Below are 20815 nucleotides of genomic sequence, written 5' to 3' on the forward strand. Positions count from 1 at the left end.
AAGTTTTATCCAATTCTTAGTGGTAGTGAGCTGACCAAATATCTGCCCATGCTTCAATGAATCCACCGTGTCCACCAACTAGAGCGTATGAAAGGATCGCCGCTGGGAAGTAAAGTGGGCCAAGAAGTGCTGATTGCTTCGCGTGACCTGCTTCATGTCCTGAAGCGAAACGGTAACCTGAGCAGAAGTCTAGCTCAAATAGTCCTGCAGACATCTTTCCTGGTACGATTCCTAGTCCACATACGTCAGCATATATTTGCATCTTTGAAGCTGCGATTCTGATACGTGGTAGATCAAATTCAATCATTCTCATATAACGATATGGAGTTACAGCTTCTAGGAAGTTTATAAATAAGTTAACTCCACGACTAACTGGCGCAAGAATTACCTTTGTTCCAATAAAAGCAGCTCCTACCATTGTATTGATTAATCCCCAAGATAGGTTAGAAGCAATAACAAATAGGTGCATAAGTGGATGATCTGGATTTGCTGGATCAAATAGAAGGGACTTCTTTCCAAATACGCTTTCGTAAGTTGTTAAGGCCTTATCAAACTCAGCTCTTTGCTCTTGAGTAAGAGCTTCTTGCTTATATTCTTTGAACTTTTCTAATTTCTCAGAATTTTCTTTCTTACCTGTATTAAGTAGGTTGTTAATATTTTCACTTAGCTGTGGTGAAAGAATATTTGCATCTCTCATGGCCTTAAGCTTTGTAAGAGTTTTCTTAGCATCTTGATCGATGATTTTCATCATACCGATATAGGCCATATGTTGCTGTAGAACTTCAAGCTTGAATTCTTCATCATTTTCAGTAAAACGTTGCATCTTATCTGAAGAAATCTCTTCGATATAACCAATTGAACGCTTTGTATAACCTTCACTTAGATTTCTCATATAAGTAAGAGAGTAGAGTGCAAGAACTTCGTTTTTTGCCATTTGCTCAGGTGTATTGATAAGACGATTAGTCTCATCTTTACGGTAAGAGTCTTTTCCTGCATCAAAAGTAATTGCGTGGATATCGAGAGTTAGATCTTTAACTTGTTTCATCCAGTTGCGAATCTTTTCTTTACTTTCATTATATTTTTCAACTGTACGCACTCTTCTTCTACGATCATTCGATCCGTAAGTTTGCTTTGAGTCTGTCCAAGTTTCAAACTTTGGAGCACTGTTGATTAGCTTGGCAATTTGTTCTGATTTTATTTGTAGTTCGTTGGCCATCATCAGTTTTGAATCTGATAAGTTTGATTTTTCAGAGCTTTCAAGGCTAAGCTTGAAATCATTGAAGTGATTATTGATACCTTTATTGGTAACAACTTTACAAGAGGCCATTTGAAGGCAGGCAAATACACACAAGGTTGTATTAGCAACTTTTTTAATTGCTGGTGACATAATCTCTCTCCGTTTTTGGTTTACGGTATTTTGTGAGTTATATCATTTAATTTGATTGAGTTAGTCGGATTTGAAATCTTCTCTTAGCTGTACAAAAATTAGTCAATAAATTGTAGTTCGATTTCTTGAGCTAATTTATTAAGTAAGTACTTAACTTCAGGTTCTAGGCTAGGGTGGGCCTGTACGATAATGTCGCGATGGCCTTCGTGCTTGTCTCCTTCGATTGTTGAGTAGAAACATAGGCCTTCATTTGCTTCAAGTTGAAAGTAGAAATATGCTGATTCTTTCTTTGGTACTCTTACAATTGTTTTAAATATCTCACTCATAAAATACTCGACAAGTTTGTTTTTTATTTAGTTATTTGGCTTGGCAGTCTTTGCCTATCCACGAAATTTCATTGACTTAAACGCTTTGTAACCTAAAATATTATTAAAGGCCACTCTTTTATCAAGTCATGGAGGACTACAAGTGAAAGATTTCAGGAAGAGATTTCCACTCACTTCAGTATTAATTTTAGCATTGGCAACGACTTCTTGTTCGTGGTCGAAAAGAAAAACTCTTTTTGATGAAGAAGGTTACCCAATTGAAGAAGCGAAGCAGGCCGAAGCTAAACAACAAATGGTTCCTAAGGCCCAGTACGATCAGCTTCTTGAAAAATACGACAAGCTTTTAAAAGATACTAAGGCGCCAAGTCTGGCCGAACAATACAAGGCCAAGGAAGGGAAGGGGTCGGCTGAGCAAGTACAACTTAGTATGATTGATGATCTTCAAGGCGCAAAGAGTAGTAGTGTTGCTGAAACAGTAGATGTTTTTGCTAATGAAGTGGTTGCCCAAAAGAAGCAAGAACAATCAGATGATGTTCTTCTACAAAAAGAATTAAATCTGCTAAAGCAGGCCGAAGGTCTAATGGCGCAAAACCGCTTGGACCAATCTTTAACTATTCTAAAAGATCTTGAAGGTTCAAGACATAGTCAAATTAAAGTAAGAGCAAAGTTCTACTTAGCAGAAATGCTTTTTTCTCAACAAGAATTTGATCTAGCGATGCAGTTGTATGAAGAGATTCTTAGACAACATGCTTTTTCAGGTCTTGTTATTAAGAGTTTAGGAAGACTTATTGTTTGTACTGATAAATTAAAATTAGCAAAGAAGAAAGAGAAGTATTATTCAATCCTTCACGATTTCTTCGGTGAAGCATAGGGCGTAGTTTGAAGAAGAAAAATCTAAGCTTATTATTTTGTATCGTATCTCTTCTCATGAGCATGGGACAGGTGCGCGCACAAGATGATCTTAAGGATCTAGAGCTCTTAGATGATAAAGACCTTCTTATGCTATTAGAAGAAGAGACTGATCAGCCACAGCAAACGGACGTGTCTGAGGAAGTTCTTACTGATGAATTAAATTCGATAAAAAGTGATCAAAAGAAGACCCTTCCTGGTGAAGAGGTTCTAACTGATGAGAATCTACAAAAGATTAATGCCAATAATTTAGAGAATGCAGATAATCTTGAAGAGATTGATATTCTTGCAAAAGATGTTGATACAAAATCACAAGCTACTAATGTCGAGATTGTTGAGCCAGAGAAGGCCAAAGGATCGAGTGCAAGTGATCAAAAAGTAACGATTAATAAAAACCTTTTCAATGTGGGAAGAGAAGAGAAAGAGCTTCTTGATCTTGCAAAATTTGTTGAAAAGAAAATACCAGAAGAAGAGTGGAATGAGCTTGCTACATCGGCAAAGGTCGATAAGTATGTTGTTCAAGAGGGTGATTGGTTATGGAAAATTTCACAAAACCTTTTTGGATCAGGATTCTACTATTCTAAGATTTGGTCAATGAACCCACAAATTACAAACCCTCACGAAATTGAGCCGGGACAAGTTCTTGTTTTCTCAACGGGAAGCGAAAGCTCTTTTCCTAAGGTTGCATTTGGGACATTTGAAGATGATGGCTCACAAGTACGTCGCTCTGAAAATGTTAAGGTCGCATCCTCTGGTGCCTTTTCTGCGTACGGTGATGATATAAAGTCCAATTGGCTAAGAGAGAGAAGACAGCTTGTTAATAAAGGTGCGTTCTTTCAATCATTAACTGAATCTTCTTATGATGATGTTCTATCAATGACTGAGATCGAGCTAAATACTGACTATAAGAAGTATGCTCCGCCTATTTCTCGTATCATTATTGAGGAACCTGATAATCAATATGATAAGAATGGAATTTCTTCTATTGAAAGACAAGAAATCACGGTTTCACATGGTTTCTATTTAAATACTTTTCTTTCGACTAACCACCTTCAAGACTTAGGGTATATCTCTGATAAGCAAGACGAGTCTGTTCTTATTCTTCGCGATCAGAAAGTCTACGTTAAGTTTGATAAGAGTGTGCAAGTAAGGCCTGGTGATAAATTCTCAATCTATCAACCAGATGGAAAAGTTTCTCATCGTATTTCTGATCGTGAAGGTCTTCGCTATACAATCTTAGGACAAGTGAAAGCGATAAGAGAGTTAGAAGATAATAAGTGGGAAGTATCAGTTGACGAAATTGTTGAAACGATTGAGCGCGGTGCTAGAGTTACAGTTTACACACCTAAGATTGCTAAGATTTTTAAAACTTATAATCCTCGACGTATTGAAGCGGCCATTATTGGTTCATATAAACAACAACAGCGAGGACTAGCTCTAGGAAGTGTTGTTTACCTCGATCGTGGTCGAGTGGATGGCGTTGAGCTAGGAAATGTTTTTGAAGTCTACTCATTCATGGATAGAGGAACAGGAAAGCAAATTAGTTCTCAACCAACATATGTAAAAGGTGAGGCAACTGTTATTACTGTCACAGATAATTTTGCGACGGCCGTTATTTCTTATAGTAATTCAGGAATGGAGCTTGGTGATATTGCTCTGACTAAATCTGAGGCAACTGCAAAGATGGCAGAGCAGCTACGTAATAATACTCGTGCTAAGAATCTTGGCAAGCAAGAGAACCTTGCTCTTGAGGAACTTGATGTTGAGTTGAACTTAGATAATCTTGGAGAGGATCTTCTTAAGCAGGTTGATGAAATTCGCCTTGAAGAAGATGAACTTGAAGAACTTGAACGCCAAGAAAGAGAGAAATCGATCATTAAAGAACAAGCTCGTGATCTTAAAGAACTTGAGAAGCTTGAGAGAGAATTGATTGAAGCTGAAACAAAATTAAATGAGAAGAAGATTGATGAAGATACTTACTTAGAGCGTCAAGATCTGAATTTAATTGAGAAAGGTGTGAAGGCCAAAGATCCTAACGCACTACCTTCAATGAATGAAATCGAATCACAAGAAGGTCTAAAATATATGGATGAAGATCTGAACAGTAAGGAGAACCCTTACGGATTGACTCCATATGACATCGAAGAAATTGAAGAACTATTGAATAGTGACTCAAATTAATCTATGCTAGCAAAAAATATGTTAAGATATCCTTGGTGCGTTCCAGTAACGCACCTTGTTTTTTTATAACAGGAGAAAGTGAACATCATGACACAATCAGAAGTTGTGAGTGAAGCTGCAACAAATGCTGCCTCTAAAAAGGCCTCGAAAAAAGCAGCAAAAAAAACAACAAAGAAGAAAACTGCTAAAAAAACTGCCAAAAAAACTGCAAAGAAAAAAGTAGCTAAAAAGGCGGCCAAAAAGACTGCAAAGAAAACTGCAAAGAAGACGACAAAGAAAAAGGCTTCCTCAGTTAAAGACAAAGACTACAAACTAGTCATTGTGGAGTCACCTTCAAAGGCCAAAACAATTAAGAAGTATCTTGGGCGTGGTTTTCAGGTTGTTGCCTCAAATGGACACATTAAAGACCTTCCAAAATCAAAACTAGGTGTTGATATCAAAGAGAACTTTGAGATTGACCTAGTACCAATAGCTGGTAAAGCAGCAAAGATCGAAAGAATTCAAGAATTAGCAAAAGATGCAAATGAAATCTTCCTGGCTCCCGACTTGGACCGTGAAGGAGAGGCCATTGCATTTCACCTTGCTGAAGAAATTGGTAAGAAGAAAAAAATTAGAAGAGTTATTTTCAATGCTGTTACAAAGAATGCTGTAACAAATGCCGTTGAAAACCCAGTTGATCTAAATGTTAATATGTATGATGCCCAAAAGACACGTCGTGTACTTGACCGTCTTGTGGGATATAAGATCTCACCAATTCTTTGGGATAAAGTTCAACGTGGTATCTCTGCTGGGCGTGTTCAATCAGTTGCCCTAAGAATCATTGTTGAAAGAGAAGATGAAATTAAGGCCTTCGTTCCAGAGCAGTGGTTTTCAATTCACGGTGAGATGGAAAAAGATGGAACTCTTTTTGAGTTCAAATACTATGGTGAAGATGCCAAGAAGAAAACTGAATTAACAGATGAAGAGTTCACGAAACAAATTGTAAAAGATGTTAATGGGAAAGAGTTTGAAGTTATTGACGTTAAAAAACGTGAAAGAAAACAAAACCCTACACCTCCTTTTACAACTTCAAAGCTTCAGCAGGAAGCTGCTAATAAGCTAGGATTTACGGCCAAGAGAACAATGATGGTTGCGCAAAGACTTTATGAAGGGATTGCAACAACTGACTTTGGAACTGTTGGTCTTATCACATATATGAGAACGGACTCTGTTAGAACTGAGCCGGAATCATTAAATGCTCTTCGTGAGTATGTTAAGGGCCAATATGGTGAGAAGTACTTATCACCAGAACCAATTGAATATAAGAAAAAGGGAAGTAGTAAGGTTCAAGATGCCCACGAGGCCATCAGACCAACTTCTCTTGAATATACTCCAAATCAATTAAGAGGAGATTTAGAGCCAGATGAGCAAAAATTATATGAGCTTATTTGGAATAAGTTTATCTCTTCTCAAATGAGTCAGGCGATTATCGATCAAACAGCTGTAACTTTTGAGTGTGAAGGCCACTTCTTTAAGGCAAATGGCTCGATCATTAAGTTTCCAGGTTTTAGAACTGTCTATATGGAAGCAGCTGCTGAAAAAGCTTCACGCCGCGGCGGTAATGATGATGAGGATGAAAATGACACACCAAAGGCAACAGGTGAGCTACCAGTAATAGAAGTTGGTGAGCAAATGCCTGCAAAGAATGGACCTGCTGAACAGGAACACTGGACTTCGCCGCCTCCTCGTTATAACGAAGCTTCTCTTGTAAAGACTCTTGAAGAAAAGGGGATTGGGCGTCCTTCTACTTATGCTTCAATTATTTCAAATATCCAAGATCGTGGTTATGTCGAAAAGGTTGAAAACCGTTTTATGTCGACAGAGCTTGGTACTGTTGTTTGTAAGATGCTTATTGAATCGTTTCCGGATGTAATGGATGTTGCTTTTACGGCCAATGTTGAAAAGCTTCTGGATAAAATTGAAGACGGTGAAATTAAGTGGAAGAAAGTTCTTAAGGAATTTTGGCAAGGTTTTGAAAAGACTCTTGAAAAAGCAAAAGAGGAAATGAAGAACCTTAAAAAGCAGGAGATTCCAACGGGAATTCACTGCCATAAATGTGAAGACGGTGAGTACCTTATTAAATGGGGACGTAATGGTCAGTTCCTTGCCTGTCGTAACTACCCAGATTGTACATCGACTCATGACTTTAAAAAGCACCTTGATGGAACAATTGAAATACTTCCAAAGGACTGGTTTAGAGACCCGTGCCCAGAGTGTGGAAAGCGTCTCGAAGTTAAGAAAGGTAAGTATGGACGCTTTGTTCGCTGTGAAGAATATCCAAAGTGTGAAACAACTCTTCCTTATACAATCGATGTGACATGTCCAAAGTGTAAGGTTGGAAAGTTTGCAGAGAAGAAGTCTCGTTACGGGAAAATCTTCTATGGTTGTACGAATTATCCAGAGTGTGAAACTGCCCTTTGGAATGAGCCAAAAGTTATGGATTGTCCTGCTTGTGGTTTCGGCGTTATGGGTGTTAAGGAAACAAAGAGATGGGGGAAACAGCTTCAATGTCCTGAGTGTAAGCACTCTGTAGACTGGGAAGATACTCCATTTGCTAAAGAAGAAGCACAAGAGAATAAAGAGTAATCAATATGATCAATAAAAATATGGCCCTTGTTTTTTGCAAGGGCTTTCTTATGGGCATTGCCGACTTAATCCCTGGTGTTTCAGGGGGAACTATTGCATTTATCACTGGAATCTATGATAAGCTTCTGGCCACAGTCGCTGCCATTGATAAAGGTCTCATTAAGGATGCACTAACTTTTAATATAAAGAGTGTTTCAGAGAAGATTGATTTAAAATTCATCATTCCTTTAGGTATTGGAATTCTCGGGGCCATGCTTTCTCTTGCAAGGCTTATGCATTATCTGATTAATCATCACCCTGTACCGACTTGGGGCCTATTTCTAGGGTTGATTTCAGCTTCTATCATTGTCATCGCTAGGGACTTAAAGGATCGTAAGAATCCTCTGGCCCTTGTTATGGTGGCCCTAGGTGCTGCAATTGGTTTTGCTATTACTCAGCTTGTGCCTGTCACAACTCCAACAGATTTATGGTTTATTTATATTTGTGGCCTAATTGGTATAACGGCCATGATTCTGCCAGGTATTTCAGGTTCATTCATACTGTTAATTTTAGGAAAGTATGAATACGTTACAGGTGCTTTAAAGAATCCATTTCAAGAAGGTGCCTTAATTATCATTGGTGTCTTCGCTCTTGGCTGCTTAACTGGTCTTGTTAGTTTTTCTAAGGTTTTAAATTTCTTTATGAAGAATTTCCGCGAGCGCACAATGGCGTTCCTGGTAGGAATTCTTCTTGGGACATTATCTAAGGTTTGGCCTTGGAGAGAAGTGACAAAGTCTGTCGTTATTCGTGGCAAGACAAAGGTCCTTTCTGAGAGCCTTTACTTTCCAACTTCACTTACGCCAGAGGATATTCTAGCTGTTGTGCTTGTTGTCATTGGTTTCTTCTTTGTCTTCTTTTTAGAGCGTAGTGCGAACAGAAACAACTAAAAATATTGTCTAGTTTAGTGACTTGACCTTTTATTTAATTCTCATTAACATCCGTTTGGTAATTCAAACAAAATGTTTAATAGGAGAATAAATGAAAAAGTTGTTTATCGCTTTAATTGCAGCAACAACAGTTAGTGCTGCTACAACACAAGAGCTAGAGAGAAGAATTGATATTCTTTCTAAAGAAGTACAAAGCATGCAATCAAAGGGCCTATCATCTAAGGTAAGCCTTGGTGGTTACGGTGAGATCATCTATACTGACAATAGTGAAGGTACATCTCAGTGGGATACTCTAAGAAACGTACTTTACGTTGGGTATCAATTTAGTGACAAGTGGTCATTCATGACTGAAATTGAAATTGAGCACGCAGATGAAATCTATACTGAGTTTGCAGAAATTCGTTATGCTCACTCTGACCTTTTAAACTTCAAAGCTGGTCTTCTACTTACTCCAATCGGGATCGTAAACACTGAGCACGAGCCAACTCGTTTTATTGGTGTTAAGCGTCCAAGACTTGAAAATGCAATTATTCCAACGACTATGCGTGAAAACGGTGTTGGAGTTTATGGTACTTGGAATAATCTTGAGTATAAATACTATATCATGAACTCACTAAAGTCTTGGGATGGATCTGCTGGTTTCTCTGAAGGTGGTGTACGTGGTGGACGTCAAAAAGGTGCTAAAGCACTTGCTGGACACTGGTCACATGTTGCTAGAGTTGATTACGGTTTTGACTTTGGTCTTGATCTAGGTGCTTCTCTTTATATGGGGACAACTAATGGTGACGCTCAAGGTGAGCACAATATCTACGATGTTCACTTAGCATATAACTACAAAGGCCTAATGGTGAAGGCGTTATATGTTTACTCAACTCTTGATGGTAAAGAGTTCTCAGCAGCAACGTCAAAAGTTGTAGCTGACGTTATGCAAGGTTACTATGTTGACCTAGCTTACAATATTACTCATGGTAAAACTTATTCAATTATGCCATATGTAAGATACGAAAGTTATAACACTCAAGACGATGTTGATGCATCTGTTGGCGTAGCTGATAAAGCAAACGATAAAGAAAATATCACAGCTGGTATTATGTATAAGCCACTTGATAAAGTTTCTTTCAAAGCTGACTTCACTAAACTAAATAATGCATCTAATGCTGGTGAATCAGAAGAAGTAAACTTCGGGATCGGATGGGAATACTAAGATTTTCAAATCTATTCAATATTAAGGCAGTAAAGGGGATTTTCCTCTTTACTGCTGTTTTATTTCTAGCGAAAGGACAAGCTTACGCTGGGATCAAGGAAACTCTTTCTAAGAAGTATCCTGATTGTGCATTTGTTGAGAAGTCTAAGTTCTTAACGGACAAAGAGTTTGAAACAATAAAATCTAAATATCCAACTCGTGATATTCGACGCTTCTATTCGTTTTATAAGAGAGAATGCAAGAATGAAACGTCGTATGACTTTGTCTTTACGGATACTGTTCGTACAAAGAATCAAGTTCTTCATGTTCATGTGGTAAAAAATAATATTGAAAGTTTAGCGATCGTTAAATTTGAAGAGCCTTCAGAATATAAGGTGAAGCCGAATTGGCTTTCTCGCTTTAAATCACAGAAGCCGGATACAATTGATATTGTTTCTGGAGCAACTCTTTCGTCTAATAGTACAAAATTTTTAGTATGGTTGTCGCTATATCTACAAAAAGATATAATCTAGCCTAAGTTATGACGCCGACAGAAAAGAATAATCTATTTATTTCAAATTACTTTATCGTTGTTACGGGGACAATTTATTTTGTGGCCAAGTACTTTATGACAATTGAAGGTGATTGGGGAGCTGAAACCCATCCACTTTCTATTTGGATGCAAAAGCTTCACATCTTATCTGTGCCTTTTCTTCTTTTCTTTGTTGGGACAATTTTTTCAAATCATATCTATAAGAGAGTATTAAGTGGCTACAAGAAGTCACGTACTTCGGGAATCTTTCTAATTGGACTCTTTGTGGTTATGAGCTTATCCGGATACTTAATTCAGGTTAGTGATAATGATCTACTTAGGCAATGGTCTGCCTATATCCACCTTGGAGTGTCCCTTGTGTGGAGTCTTGGTTTCACTTACCATCACGTGACAGCAAATCGCTAAGCTTGTTGTAACTTCTTATCAACTAGTTCTCCAATTATATGAGGGCGAACTAAGTGAAAAGCATAGAACATATGTAGGCATCTTAGGTGATAGAAATCTCTGAGCCCTCCGATACCAGTATCTGTAATCATCGGCATCATATTATCTGGTAGCTCGAGATTCATCTCTTTAAATAACTTCACTCTTTCATCACGATATGATTCATGAATTGCTTTCACTTTTTCTTTAAGTTCATCATCAGCATCAATCATGGCCTGAAGCTCTTTTGTAAATCCTTGCCCTTCGATTTGGCTAATGGCCTTGTAGACGACAGGATCGACTAGCCAATAGATCGTAGGGAAGGGAACTTTATCTACAACTGGAGTAACTTTAATTGAAGCTGGTCGACCGTCTGTTGTTCTTGCTGAAACCTCAACAATACCTCTGGCCTCTCTTTTTAAAAAAGCTTCAATCTGTTCAATATCTTTTTGCGTAGTTTGTGTGCTCAAAATAGAGATGCTCCTATGGTATAAAAAATTGAAAACGAATTAATATCTTCTCGCGCACTCTGCTCTTTAAGAATCTCAACCTTGGTACGATCTGTCCGATCGATTAATGTGGTCTTATAAGAGCGATATGCTGCAACCGTAACTTCGGCAAAGAATGGAAAGCGATAGACTTCTTTAACTTGTTCAATACCGACAGAAAGTGAGCCTCCAAAAGAGTCATAATTTAGTTTTAGATCTCTACCATTTGTAACGATATTAAAGTCATCAAGATCAAGAGAGTTTAGAAGCCAGCTAGGACCAAACTTAACATAGAGCTTAAATCTTCTAAATCCAATATGATGTAAAAAATCAATTTCATAGATATCGCTATTAATACGAATTGTTGGCGTAATATTGAAAGATCTGAAGTTTCCATTGCCTTTTAGAACTGTACTGTCATAGGCAAAACGTAGGTCACGGGCGCGTCCGAAAGTTGTATGGGACTCAAGGCCAATTTCGACCTTTTCTAGTCGAAATGAAAACTGTGTATAAATACCAAAAGCCTTCGATTCTTCACGGTCTTCGATATCGTATTTATTTTCAAATTGGTCGTCGTCTAATTCGTTAAAGATTGTGTTTTGAAGAGTAAACCCTGCTCTTAGATAGAATTCATAAGGGCCAGAAGCACTTCTAGCATTCAAAGAAGCAAGAGAGATAATAAATATGAGAATTAGTTTAAAATTCTGCATGAAAGTAATATCCAATTGATTTCTTATCTAAGTCTGGTGCGATGACTGCATATGCTGTTCCTTCAAAGATTGAAGGAAATAAAGTCATTGGGTTAATTAAGTGACCAAAGAAGTGCCCAACCTTGCTTTCTCCATTTAACAGAGACATGGATAGTTTTTCAAAACCATAACCCATAACTGCTCCAAGTACAGGTGTTTGATAGAGGTCTTGTACTGAAGCTGGTTCAGTATAAACTTCGATGAGAAACTCAAAAATCGTACTAGAGACAAAAGTTAGTGCGAGGGCATCTGCATATCGATAACTTCGAGCACGATAGTAGAGAAACATTTGTGAACCTGTATAAGGGTGAACCATATAATTCCAAAACGGTTCATCGCGATCGAAGACAATCTTTCCAAAATTCTTGCGGTAGCTATCCCATGATCCTTCATTTCTTACGGTATCCCATTGAGTTAGGGGATAGGCAATGAGAGAGATTCCAAAAACAAATCCAACGTCTTTATAGATCTCTTCTTTTGTGTGATCACGATCTTGGTAGAAATACTTTTTTTGTGCAAAAGAAGTTCTTTGCATGCATAGGGTAAGTATTGTAAAAGATAGAGTAATTATAAAACTTTTCACGATGTGATCTTATATAAATTTGGCCACGTTCTGGCCAATAATACATTGCGATAATTAAGCCAGTTCACTAAATATATGAAAAAATTAATCTCTTTCTTATTAATTTTATTTACTTCATCACAAATCTTTGCCCAGAGTTCAAATTACCTTGTTTTTGACGAGAAAGAAGACGGTCCATGGTTTCCAATTCAGCTCTATATTAATGGGTCATTTGATGTCATTCAGAATCCGTATTGGTTTAACCAAGAGGATTACTTCGAAAAGCATAAGATTGTTTGGAATAAGGTGAAGGATCCCATTCATTCAATAAAAAAGAATGGTGGATTTGATACCTTAATCAAAGAGGAATTTCTAAGTAATCGTGCTTTACCAAATATTTTTCTTCATACATTTGGTGGGGCATATGAAACAAAGAAGCTCATGGAGTACTCTGACTATTATGATATTAAGTGGGCCAAAACTTTCTCGTTCTTTGTCACTTTTGCCATGCATTTTGGAAATGAGGCCAATGAGACAACTCAGCCTGAGGTATCTGCTCTTGATCATATTGCTGATCTATACTTCTATGATGTTGCGGCCTTCTTTCTTGGACTAAATGATCCCTTTATGAATTTTATGGTTGATGAAATGGGGATGACGACTTGGCACTTCATGCCAGTCTATGATGTTGAGCATGAGGATTTCTTTAACGTCGGGCTAAATTATATTATGCGTCCTAAGTTTCTTCACTTCGATAATTTTAGGCCACTTCTTTATATGGGAATGATGAACCTGGTAGGGCTTACTTACGATGATGGAGATTTGTCACACTCATTTGCTGCTGGTCTGGCCTTAACAAACCCTCTGGAGCAGGAGGGGCGTTTTGCATATGGTTATTTTCTTGAAACGATGGGGAGACAAGCTGCGTCGCTACTTATGAACAGTTCAGAAGATTTTAGAGTCCGTCTAAATCTATATCCTGCATTATTTCACTTCTATGCTGATAGTGCTTCTAATTTTGCTCTTATGCTTGGTCAAACGAAGAATGAAGACTTTGCCTTTGGAATAAATTATGAGCTACCTATAAGTATTGGGAATCTTAACTAGGTTAAGATTAGCTTGCTTGCATATTACTGAAAGCGTACTATAGATGCGAAATATAGGACGATTTATGATTAAGATTAATAAGCAAGCACTTGAAAATTATCAAACAAAATACGGAAGTGATTCAATTCTAAATGTTAATAAGGGAATTGAAAAAGAAGGGCTTCGTGTAATGGTTGCAGATGGCAAGCTTGCTAGTTCAGACCATGATCCTAAGTTTGGTTCAAAACTTCTTCACAAGTGGATAACTACAGATTTTGCAGAAAGTCTTCTTGAGTTCATCACTCCTGTTTCAAAATCAAATGCTGAAACTTTATCAACGTTAGGAAATCTTCAGCACTATGTTTTAGAGCAAGATTCAAATGAAGTAATTTGGCCATCATCAATGCCTTGTATTTTACCAGAAGATAAAGATATCAAGCTTGCTTATTACGGCGAGAGTAACTCAGGCCGTCTCAAGACACTTTATCGTTCAGGGCTTGGGCTTCGCTATGGCCGATCAATGCAGGCCATTGCTGGCCTTCACTATAACTTTTCGATGACCGAAGAGTTTTGGAAGAATTGGCATGAATTAAGTGGTAGTGATCTTTCTTTACAACTATTTATCAATGAAGAATATCTCAACCTTTGTCGTAACTTTAGAAGCTACTCAAATGTTCTGCTTTATTTATTTGGAAATTCTATTTCTGTTCACGAGTCTTTTCTTGAAGGAAAAAAACATTCTTTAGATGTCATTCACGAAGATGAAAATTATGGCAAGACTTATGGTTCGAAAGAGGGGACTTGCCTAAGAATGGGTGGGCTTGGTTATACTGGTGCTTCTCAAAATGGTATTCGTATCTGTTATAATAGCCTTGATAGCTACTGTGATAGTTTAGAAGAGGCCCTGCAAATGAATTTTGCAGACTTCGATAAGATTGGCCTTAGAAATGAGAAAGGTGAGCTACAACAAATTAGTACTCACATTTTACAGATTGAAAATGAGTTCTATTCAATTATTAGGCCGAAAAGAATTGCCCCTCCTGGAAAGAGTGCTCTTGCTAGCTTAAGAAGTAAGGGGATTGAATATATTGAGGTGAGGCTTCTTGATTTAAACCCATTTGCAAAAAATGGAATTACTAAAACTCAGGCAGACTTTCTTGATGCATTTCTTTTGACATGCTTGTTCATGCAGGCCGATAAGTGTAATCGTGAAATCTACAATGAGATCGAAGAAAATAACCAGCTCATTGTTAAGCAGGGAAGAAGTGCTGGACTAGAAATTGGCCTTAATGGTTCAAAAATCAATTACCAAGAATATCTAACTAATTTCTTTGATCAAATGAGTGAAGTCGTTAATGCGATTTCAGATGGAGAGCGAAAGGAAGAATTAATTTTTGCCATTGAAGAGCAACGTAAGTTAATTGATCCTGTAAATACTCTATCTCAGAAGGTCTTTGATCTTGTCTCACAAAAGGGACATATTCAAACAATGAAGGATCTAGCTCTTGAACACCGTAAAGAGTTAGCTTCTGAAGATGTAAATCATATTTTTCAAGAAGAGTTGGCACTAGAGAAGAATGCATCAATGCAGCGCCAGGTGGACTTTGAAAAACTCGACGACGTAGACTTTGAAGAATACGTCGCCGCATATGTTGCTTCTAGCTTTTCAAAATAGAGATTGAATAAAAGTAAGTACTAAGTAAATTAAACCAAATGCGACAGCAAGTAGTGTTAAGTTTACAGTGTGCTTAATGATCTTATAAAGAACTATATTCGTTTGCTTAAGGGTTCTTACCTTAAGAAGAGCTGGAGTAACAGCACCAAAGATTGCATTCACTAGTCCTCTTTGATCTCCCGGAACATTAGGAACCAGAGTAATTCTCATTATTTGCTTAAAGATAAAGTTGATAATCTTTCCAATGATATTCGTTGGGCGATCAACTTCTAACATAAGAATAATTCTTTCGTTTTCAGAATTATTGAATGCAAAGTGAAGATATGTTTCATCAAAAAGTAATGCTTCTCCATCACGCCAAGAATAATCTGTACCATCAATATTGATGTAACATCGATCATCATTAGGAGTTTTAAGTCCTAGGTGGTAGCGAAGAGAAGTGGCCACTGGATCTAGGTGCTTCGTTAATTTCGATCCAACTGGAAGGATTGAGTACATGGCACCATTAACGCCAGGAACCTTTGAAACAAGTTCAACAGTTTTAGGACATAATTCTTTTGCTGAGTTTAAAGTTGTTCCATACCAAGTTAGGTAGAATTTTGACCAACCGTATTTATAGAAAGTTCTAAAACCGATATCGTAATAAGCACTTGAAGTAGGGTCCTTTACTTTATCAAAGTAGCCATTCTCTCTGAGGCTTACGGCCTCGTCGCGAATTGTTTCCCAATTATCTTGAACAAGTTTTAGTTCAGGAAAGTCCGCTAGATTCATAATTGGCCTTGCCGCTCTCTTCTTTGTGAACATATAGAGTAGACAATTTAAAGGTGCAAAAATGGGCCAACCTTTACGCAGATAGAAGTTTAAACTCTCATATCTTTCAGTTCCACGGTAAGCGTAGACATAGCCCATTGAGGCAATACCAAAAAGAAAGAGAAAAATGAGTACAGATATAACGCTAATAGTCTTATCCTCGTTTAAGTTTTAACAATTAGAATCAAATATACATCAAGCGTTTGCTTTCCTCCATGATTTTTCTCATTATGTGTAATGTGTCATTTTAAGGTTAGACTCTTTCTGAAATGGTTCACTCAAGCGTTGGATGCGTAACTATACCTTTGTAAATTGGCTTACATTTTTCAACGCCAACAAATTGAAAAGTTGAACTCTTCACACTAGAGACAGGCGCTGTTGCGGTATCAAGGAAGGCTTTAGTTTTGGAGATTTCTGGTTTCGTAAATGTTCCCTTGATCACTTGCTGTAATTCAGGGCAATACTTTTCATCAACAACAGAAACGATAAAGTTTTTAAAGGTTTGCTTTTCAATATCGGCACCACCCTGGGCAATAATGAGGTGCTCTTGTGTTGCAACAGCGACATCATCAAATACAAGAAGATCTCCGGCAAGAGTCACGCCGGCATTAACCTGTTTAAGATTTGTGTCCCCACCTCGAAAGCCACCAACTGTTTGCCCTAGACTCGCGGCACTCGTATAGAGCAGTCCAATAGGGCCTAGTGCCACAACGGCAGCGGCATCAATCAGTCCAATACTTCGTGTATCGAGAAAGTTAGTAATAACATCATCGACTCTAAAACCTGTTAGGACTAAGTTCTTGCCTGATACATTTGCAGTGATATCACCATTGGCCCTTGCTTCAATATTAATGAGGCCAGATAAGCCTAAAGTGGCATCAAAGTATTTGATGATATGGTTAATATCAAGATTATTGTAATTTAAATGAATATCTTTAAGTGTAGCGAGATTAAGAGTTAGGACACCGCGGTTCTTGCTGCCAAAGTCCGGAATATGTATCTGACTTATTTCGACAGTAGCTCCTTCTTTCTTATGAACAATGCAGCTTATACTCTTAAGTTTGAACTTCTGAAGTTGAATACCGACAACTTTTACTTTTATTTTAGAATTAAGGGCCTGGATGTAGCGATCAAGTTTCTTTGCATCAACATCAATTTCTAAAAAGCTGATATTAACAGAGTTTACTTTCAGTTCAATTTTCTCATCTAGTTGATACTTAAGATTATGGAGAGTCCACTGGCCGATATTGATTTTTTCAACACGTTCAATTCTCACGCCGGCCATGGCAAGAGACTTCTTAATCACCCACTTATAATTCAAGATAAGAACGAGTAGAGTAGTGATGAATATGAGCGCTATGCCTAGAAATATTTTTTTCATGAGTAAAATGATCGGTCACTGGTAAATATTATATATTTGTCACAATTAAAGCATATAAGCAGAATATCTAAAATAAAAACTTTATTAATTGAATTAATTTATTCAACGCTTTTATGAATGCGCTATAATAGATTAAATTATGTTTAAAAAGCTAATTCCTCAAACATTGCAGACACTGTCTAAGACCAGTAAAGAGTATAATTCCTACTGTCCTTTTGTCACAGATCACAAGTCAAGGCCCGTACCAGAAGGGATAAAGACTCGTTATGCTAGGTATGACGATGCCCAAGCAATTGCTCGTATCATTAGTGAAAATAATATTGATCCAAATCTCGACTATTCTTTTTTCTTTGAAAGAACAAAAAAGGAATTGGCCCGTGGTGGGAACTTAAAAGGCTTTCATCTGATCGTTGCCATTCTTGATGAAGAAATCGTTGGCTATGGTAGGTCAATTTTATACACGCAGGAAATGGTGAATCGCTACAAATATAAGGCTCCTGTTGGGTGGTATCTTATGGGACTCACAGTTCTTCCTGAATATCGAGGGTGCGGAATAGGTGATCTCCTAACTCAAGAGCGACTCAAGCATATTGGGCAAATTTCAACGAAGGCCTACTATGTTGTTAACGCAAAAAATAAGACTTCGATTAAGATGCATGAAAAGTATGGTTTTAAAATAAAAGAAAAAGGGCCAGGCTTTTTAAAGATAACATTTAATGGCGGGCTAGGAATGCTATATGAATGTAGCTTAATCAATAGGGAATCGAATGGACTTCTTTAATTATAGAAATCATGAGTTATTTGCAGAAGAAAATAAAGTTTCAGACCTCGTTCAAAAGTATGGAACACCACTTTATATTTATTCTTTAAAAACATTTAAAAGACACTTTCTCGCCTTTCAAGAGCCTTTAAAAGAGCATCGCCATTTAATTTGTTATGCAGTTAAAGCAAATTCCAATATTAATATTTTAAAAGAACTCGCGGCCATGGGAAGTGGTTTTGATATCGTTTCTCGCGGAGAGCTTGAAAGAGTTTTGGCCGCAGGTGGACTTGCATCAAAGACTGTTTTTTCTGGAGTTGGAAAATCGCACGATGAAATTGAATTTGCACTTGAGAAAGGTATTAAGTGTTTAAACGTCGAATCTATTGCAGAGCTTCGAAGAATTAATGAAGTTGCGAAAAAAATAAATAAGAAAGCACCTGTTTCTATTAGAGTTAATCCAGATGTGGATGCCAAGACACATCCTTATATTGCAACAGGATTGAAAGAGAATAAATTTGGAATTTCATTTCAAAAGGCACAAGAGGTTTATGAGATTGCTCATTCGTTGGAGCATATTAGTGTTGAGGGAATTGATTGTCATATCGGTTCACAGCTCACGAATGTGGGCCCTTTCTTAGAAGCGCTAGAAAGGCTAAAGCAATTAGTTGATACCTTAAGAAAAAATGGAACACCTCTTAAACATATCGATTTAGGCGGGGGCCTCGGGGTAAAATACCGTGATGAAATACCACCTCATCCGAGTGAGTACCTTGCTGAAGTTATTAAAAGTCTTGAAGATTATCCTGAGTTAGAACTCATTTTTGAACCAGGAAGGGCCATTGCGGCCAATGCAGGAATTCTTGTGACAAAGCTTGAATATATTAAAGAGAATGAAGGTAAGTACTTTGCCATTGTTGATGCGGCCATGAATGATTTAATGAGGCCTGCTCTTTATCAGGCGTGGCAAGAAGTCATTAAGGTGGATCAATCGATTAAAGGAACAAAAGAAAGTTTTGATATTGTCGGGCCCGTGTGTGAAACAGGTGATTACCTTGCAAAGGAAAGGGAACTTGAGCTTTGTGAAGGAGAGCTTCTCGCAATCCGCTCTTGTGGAGCATATGGTTTTACCATGTCGAGTAATTATAATTCAAGGCCTAGAGCATGTGAGTTGCTCGTTGATGGCGCTAACGCTCGTTTAATAAGAAAGCGAGAATCTTACCAAGATCTTTACTACTTGGAACAATGTGATTAGGATCCAATTATGAATTCAAAAACTGTAACACTAACACCACTTTTTCCAACAACTGAATGGGCCTGGGATATTTCAAAAGACCATGGTAATACTGTTCGTATTCTACACCCATCGGGAAATGTCTTTATTTCGCAAGTTGTATTAAATCGTCAGTCTCGTTTAGAAGGTAACGAACAAAAGATATATGATCTTAACTTAAAAGATGTGGATCTCATTGCTTATATTATGGATTACTTCATTAACAAGGCCACGACGAAACTTAATCGTGGAAACGCTATGATTGTTGCGGGAAATCTTGTTAGTAGTTATCGCTTTCGCCTACCTCTTGGCCCAGAAACACTTCCGTTAGAAGATCAAAAAACTTCTTTTGGTGAATATCGAAAATTTGGTGAACACAAATTATTCATGGATGGCCAAGAAATTAATGTCTTTGTTATTGGAAAAGAAGGCAAGAATGAGTTCTATGCTGTAACCCTTAATGATACCAAAATTGGGGATTTTAATATTCCTAAGCTTGAGCTTCTAAAATTTCCACGCTCATACTTCAGACAAAGCTTTGATCATGAAGCATAAGGAACACTTAGAGCCACATAATTATGTCCTAGAAGATGATCGCTTAGGATCAAATGAGAAGAAAACGATGCTTGTTATTCTTTTAACTTTTGTCACCATGGTTGTCGAAATTGGTTATGGATACTTTACCGGTTCAATGGCCTTACTTGCAGATGGTTGGCATATGGGATCTCACGTAGGGGCCCTTGCTATTACTGTTATTGTTTACCGCTTGGCCCGTTCAGAAAAGATAAATGAAAAACTAAGTTTTGGTGCGGGTAAGATGATTCCTCTAGGAGGCTATACTAGTGCTCTTATGTTGGGAATTGTTGCCATCGTGATGGGTGTTGAGTCGATTGGACGTTTTTTAAATCCGATGGCGATTAAATTTGAGACGGCCATTCTCGTGGCCATTATTGGTCTTGTTGTAAACGTTCTTAGTGCTGTTCTTCTGTGGGACTCTCATGATCATCATCATGGGCATGATCACGGTCACGGTCACGGCCATAATCACAACCATGTTCATGATCACAACCATCGCTCGGCACTTTTACACGTCATTGCAGATGCTCTAACTTCAGTGATGGCCATTGCTGCTCTCTTTGCAGGAAAGTACTTTGGTTGGAATTGGGCCGATCCTATTATTGGTATCCTCGGTGCTATCGTAATCTTGAAGTGGGCCTGGAGTCTTGCAAAAGATACAGTTTGGGAGCTTCTTGATGGAAACTCAAAGCTATTTGATGAGAAAGAAATTAGAAAGCTCTTTTCACACGATGAAGATATTGAAATTGCGGATCTTCATTTATGGAGAATTGCTCCGAATGCTCATGCGTGTGAAGTGATGATTTATAATTGTAAACTAAAGGGGAGTGAGTATTACCGTGAAAAGATACTAGCGAAGTACGATATCTCTCACCTTATCGTTGAAGAACGACTTTGTACCAAATCATAATATTGTAAGTTATTAAAATGCCGTTTTTTTGG

General features: G+C 37.7%; 20 protein-coding genes. 13 read left to right on the forward strand and 7 right to left on the reverse strand.

What is annotated here, in order from left to right:
- Nucleotides 1-16 precede the first annotated feature (16 nt).
- Both ACRXC1_RS03750 and ACRXC1_RS03755 read right to left on the reverse strand, forming a co-directional pair.
- A complete protein-coding gene (locus ACRXC1_RS03750; protein ID WP_433656599.1) occupies nucleotides 17-1387 on the reverse strand; it encodes a hypothetical protein in 1371 nt (456 codons plus the stop codon).
- 98 nt (nucleotides 1388-1485) lie between these two features.
- Complete coding sequence (locus ACRXC1_RS03755; protein WP_392856875.1) at nucleotides 1486-1713, reverse strand: DUF4911 domain-containing protein; 228 nt, start codon at nucleotides 1711-1713, stop codon at nucleotides 1486-1488.
- Between the two features lie 142 nt (nucleotides 1714-1855).
- Here ACRXC1_RS03755 and ACRXC1_RS03760 point away from each other — a divergent pair, with 142 nt between their 5' ends.
- From ACRXC1_RS03760 to ACRXC1_RS03790, 7 genes are all read left to right on the forward strand, one after another.
- Complete coding sequence (locus ACRXC1_RS03760) at nucleotides 1856-2584, forward strand: hypothetical protein (protein ID WP_433656601.1); 729 nt, start codon at nucleotides 1856-1858, stop codon at nucleotides 2582-2584.
- Between the two features lie 8 nt (nucleotides 2585-2592).
- A complete protein-coding gene (locus ACRXC1_RS03765) occupies nucleotides 2593-4803 on the forward strand; it encodes a LysM peptidoglycan-binding domain-containing protein (protein ID WP_392911444.1) in 2211 nt (736 codons plus the stop codon).
- 87 nt (nucleotides 4804-4890) lie between these two features.
- Complete coding sequence (gene topA / locus ACRXC1_RS03770) at nucleotides 4891-7428, forward strand: type I DNA topoisomerase (protein WP_392911446.1); 2538 nt, start codon at nucleotides 4891-4893, stop codon at nucleotides 7426-7428.
- A gap of 5 nt (nucleotides 7429-7433) precedes the next feature.
- Entirely contained in the window at nucleotides 7434-8354 is a 921-nt protein-coding gene (locus ACRXC1_RS03775; RefSeq protein ID WP_393061976.1) for a DUF368 domain-containing protein, read from the forward strand.
- A 91-nt stretch (nucleotides 8355-8445) separates the two neighbouring features.
- Nucleotides 8446-9558, forward strand: coding sequence for a hypothetical protein (locus tag ACRXC1_RS03780; RefSeq protein ID WP_433656604.1), 1113 nt, complete (start codon nucleotides 8446-8448; stop codon nucleotides 9556-9558).
- On the forward strand, nucleotides 9546-10070 hold the full coding sequence (locus tag ACRXC1_RS03785) for an FMN-binding protein (protein WP_433656606.1): 525 nt from the start codon (nucleotides 9546-9548) through the stop codon (nucleotides 10068-10070). Before ACRXC1_RS03780 ends, ACRXC1_RS03785 begins: the two co-directional genes overlap by 13 nt.
- A gap of 8 nt (nucleotides 10071-10078) precedes the next feature.
- Complete coding sequence (locus ACRXC1_RS03790) at nucleotides 10079-10495, forward strand: hypothetical protein (RefSeq protein ID WP_393061972.1); 417 nt, start codon at nucleotides 10079-10081, stop codon at nucleotides 10493-10495.
- Here ACRXC1_RS03790 and ACRXC1_RS03795 read toward each other — a convergent pair.
- Genes ACRXC1_RS03795 through ACRXC1_RS03805 form a run of 3 tightly spaced genes read right to left on the reverse strand, consistent with a single transcriptional unit; the run spans nucleotide 10492 to nucleotide 12333 of the window.
- Nucleotides 10492-10983 (reverse strand): DUF501 domain-containing protein, encoded by a 492-nt coding sequence (locus tag ACRXC1_RS03795; RefSeq protein ID WP_433656608.1) that lies wholly within the window; start codon nucleotides 10981-10983, stop codon nucleotides 10492-10494. The two genes, ACRXC1_RS03790 and ACRXC1_RS03795, sit on opposite strands and share 4 nt — an antisense overlap.
- On the reverse strand, nucleotides 10980-11711 hold the full coding sequence (locus tag ACRXC1_RS03800) for a hypothetical protein (protein WP_433656610.1): 732 nt from the start codon (nucleotides 11709-11711) through the stop codon (nucleotides 10980-10982). The genes ACRXC1_RS03795 and ACRXC1_RS03800 overlap by 4 nt, the downstream gene beginning before the upstream one ends.
- Complete coding sequence (locus ACRXC1_RS03805; protein WP_433656612.1) at nucleotides 11698-12333, reverse strand: DUF3943 domain-containing protein; 636 nt, start codon at nucleotides 12331-12333, stop codon at nucleotides 11698-11700. Before ACRXC1_RS03805 ends, ACRXC1_RS03800 begins: the two co-directional genes overlap by 14 nt.
- Before the next feature lie 75 nt (nucleotides 12334-12408).
- Here ACRXC1_RS03805 and ACRXC1_RS03810 point away from each other — a divergent pair, with 75 nt between their 5' ends.
- On the forward strand, nucleotides 12409-13419 hold the full coding sequence (locus ACRXC1_RS03810; RefSeq protein ID WP_433656614.1) for a hypothetical protein: 1011 nt from the start codon (nucleotides 12409-12411) through the stop codon (nucleotides 13417-13419).
- A 64-nt stretch (nucleotides 13420-13483) separates the two neighbouring features.
- Nucleotides 13484-15073 (forward strand): glutamate--cysteine ligase, encoded by a 1590-nt coding sequence (gene gshA / locus ACRXC1_RS03815; RefSeq protein ID WP_433656616.1) that lies wholly within the window; start codon nucleotides 13484-13486, stop codon nucleotides 15071-15073.
- Here the strand turns inward: gshA and ACRXC1_RS03820 are convergent.
- Together ACRXC1_RS03820 and ACRXC1_RS03825 are read right to left on the reverse strand one after the other, a co-directional pair.
- Nucleotides 15065-15982, reverse strand: coding sequence for an aspartyl/asparaginyl beta-hydroxylase domain-containing protein (locus tag ACRXC1_RS03820; protein WP_392911461.1), 918 nt, complete (start codon nucleotides 15980-15982; stop codon nucleotides 15065-15067). The two genes, gshA and ACRXC1_RS03820, sit on opposite strands and share 9 nt — an antisense overlap.
- 175 nt (nucleotides 15983-16157) lie before the next feature.
- Nucleotides 16158-17264 carry a hypothetical protein gene (locus ACRXC1_RS03825; protein ID WP_433656618.1) on the reverse strand — a complete coding sequence of 369 codons (1107 nt, stop codon included), beginning with the start codon at nucleotides 17262-17264 and terminating at the stop codon, nucleotides 16158-16160.
- 139 nt (nucleotides 17265-17403) lie between these two features.
- On the opposite strand from ACRXC1_RS03825, the gene ACRXC1_RS03830 reads away from it, so the two are divergent.
- From ACRXC1_RS03830 to dmeF, 4 genes are read left to right on the forward strand one after another with little or no spacing between them, the layout of a single operon-like run.
- The gene (locus ACRXC1_RS03830) at nucleotides 17404-18045 is read left to right on the forward strand and encodes an N-acetyltransferase family protein (RefSeq protein WP_433656620.1); all 642 of its coding nucleotides are present in this window, start codon (nucleotides 17404-17406) and stop codon (nucleotides 18043-18045) included.
- The gene (lysA, locus tag ACRXC1_RS03835; RefSeq protein WP_433656622.1) at nucleotides 18032-19279 is read left to right on the forward strand and encodes a diaminopimelate decarboxylase; all 1248 of its coding nucleotides are present in this window, start codon (nucleotides 18032-18034) and stop codon (nucleotides 19277-19279) included. Before ACRXC1_RS03830 ends, lysA begins: the two co-directional genes overlap by 14 nt.
- A gap of 9 nt (nucleotides 19280-19288) precedes the next feature.
- On the forward strand, nucleotides 19289-19852 hold the full coding sequence (locus tag ACRXC1_RS03840) for a hypothetical protein (RefSeq protein WP_393089821.1): 564 nt from the start codon (nucleotides 19289-19291) through the stop codon (nucleotides 19850-19852).
- Nucleotides 19842-20783, forward strand: coding sequence for a CDF family Co(II)/Ni(II) efflux transporter DmeF (gene dmeF, locus ACRXC1_RS03845; RefSeq protein ID WP_433656624.1), 942 nt, complete (start codon nucleotides 19842-19844; stop codon nucleotides 20781-20783). Before ACRXC1_RS03840 ends, dmeF begins: the two co-directional genes overlap by 11 nt.
- Nucleotides 20784-20815 lie beyond the last annotated feature (32 nt).

This window comes from Halobacteriovorax sp. GFR8 (assembly GCF_050955245.1).
In the GTDB taxonomy this organism is placed as follows: Bacteria; Bdellovibrionota; Bacteriovoracia; order Bacteriovoracales; family Bacteriovoracaceae; genus Halobacteriovorax_A.

Bases quoted from the DNA above. Each gene is read 5' to 3' on its own strand.
- ACRXC1_RS03785 (WP_433656606.1), top strand. From the start codon at position 9,546: ATGGGAATACTAAGATTTTCAAATCTATTCAATATTAAGGCAGTAAAG.
- gshA (WP_433656616.1), top strand. From the start codon at position 13,484: ATGATTAAGATTAATAAGCAAGCACTTGAAAATTATCAAACAAAATAC.
- ACRXC1_RS03840 (WP_393089821.1), top strand. From the start codon at position 19,289: ATGAATTCAAAAACTGTAACACTAACACCACTTTTTCCAACAACTGAA.
- ACRXC1_RS03830 (WP_433656620.1), top strand. From the start codon at position 17,404: ATGTTTAAAAAGCTAATTCCTCAAACATTGCAGACACTGTCTAAGACC.
- dmeF (WP_433656624.1), top strand. From the start codon at position 19,842: ATGAAGCATAAGGAACACTTAGAGCCACATAATTATGTCCTAGAAGAT.
- ACRXC1_RS03750 (WP_433656599.1), bottom strand. From the start codon at position 1,387: ATGTCACCAGCAATTAAAAAAGTTGCTAATACAACCTTGTGTGTATTT.
- ACRXC1_RS03755 (WP_392856875.1), bottom strand. From the start codon at position 1,713: ATGAGTGAGATATTTAAAACAATTGTAAGAGTACCAAAGAAAGAATCA.
- ACRXC1_RS03810 (WP_433656614.1), top strand. From the start codon at position 12,409: ATGAAAAAATTAATCTCTTTCTTATTAATTTTATTTACTTCATCACAA.
- lysA (WP_433656622.1), top strand. From the start codon at position 18,032: ATGGACTTCTTTAATTATAGAAATCATGAGTTATTTGCAGAAGAAAAT.
- ACRXC1_RS03820 (WP_392911461.1), bottom strand. From the start codon at position 15,982: ATGGGCTATGTCTACGCTTACCGTGGAACTGAAAGATATGAGAGTTTA.
- ACRXC1_RS03780 (WP_433656604.1), top strand. From the start codon at position 8,446: ATGAAAAAGTTGTTTATCGCTTTAATTGCAGCAACAACAGTTAGTGCT.
- ACRXC1_RS03775 (WP_393061976.1), top strand. From the start codon at position 7,434: ATGATCAATAAAAATATGGCCCTTGTTTTTTGCAAGGGCTTTCTTATG.
- ACRXC1_RS03790 (WP_393061972.1), top strand. From the start codon at position 10,079: ATGACGCCGACAGAAAAGAATAATCTATTTATTTCAAATTACTTTATC.
- ACRXC1_RS03800 (WP_433656610.1), bottom strand. From the start codon at position 11,711: ATGCAGAATTTTAAACTAATTCTCATATTTATTATCTCTCTTGCTTCT.
- topA (WP_392911446.1), top strand. From the start codon at position 4,891: ATGACACAATCAGAAGTTGTGAGTGAAGCTGCAACAAATGCTGCCTCT.
- ACRXC1_RS03825 (WP_433656618.1), bottom strand. From the start codon at position 17,264: ATGAAAAAAATATTTCTAGGCATAGCGCTCATATTCATCACTACTCTA.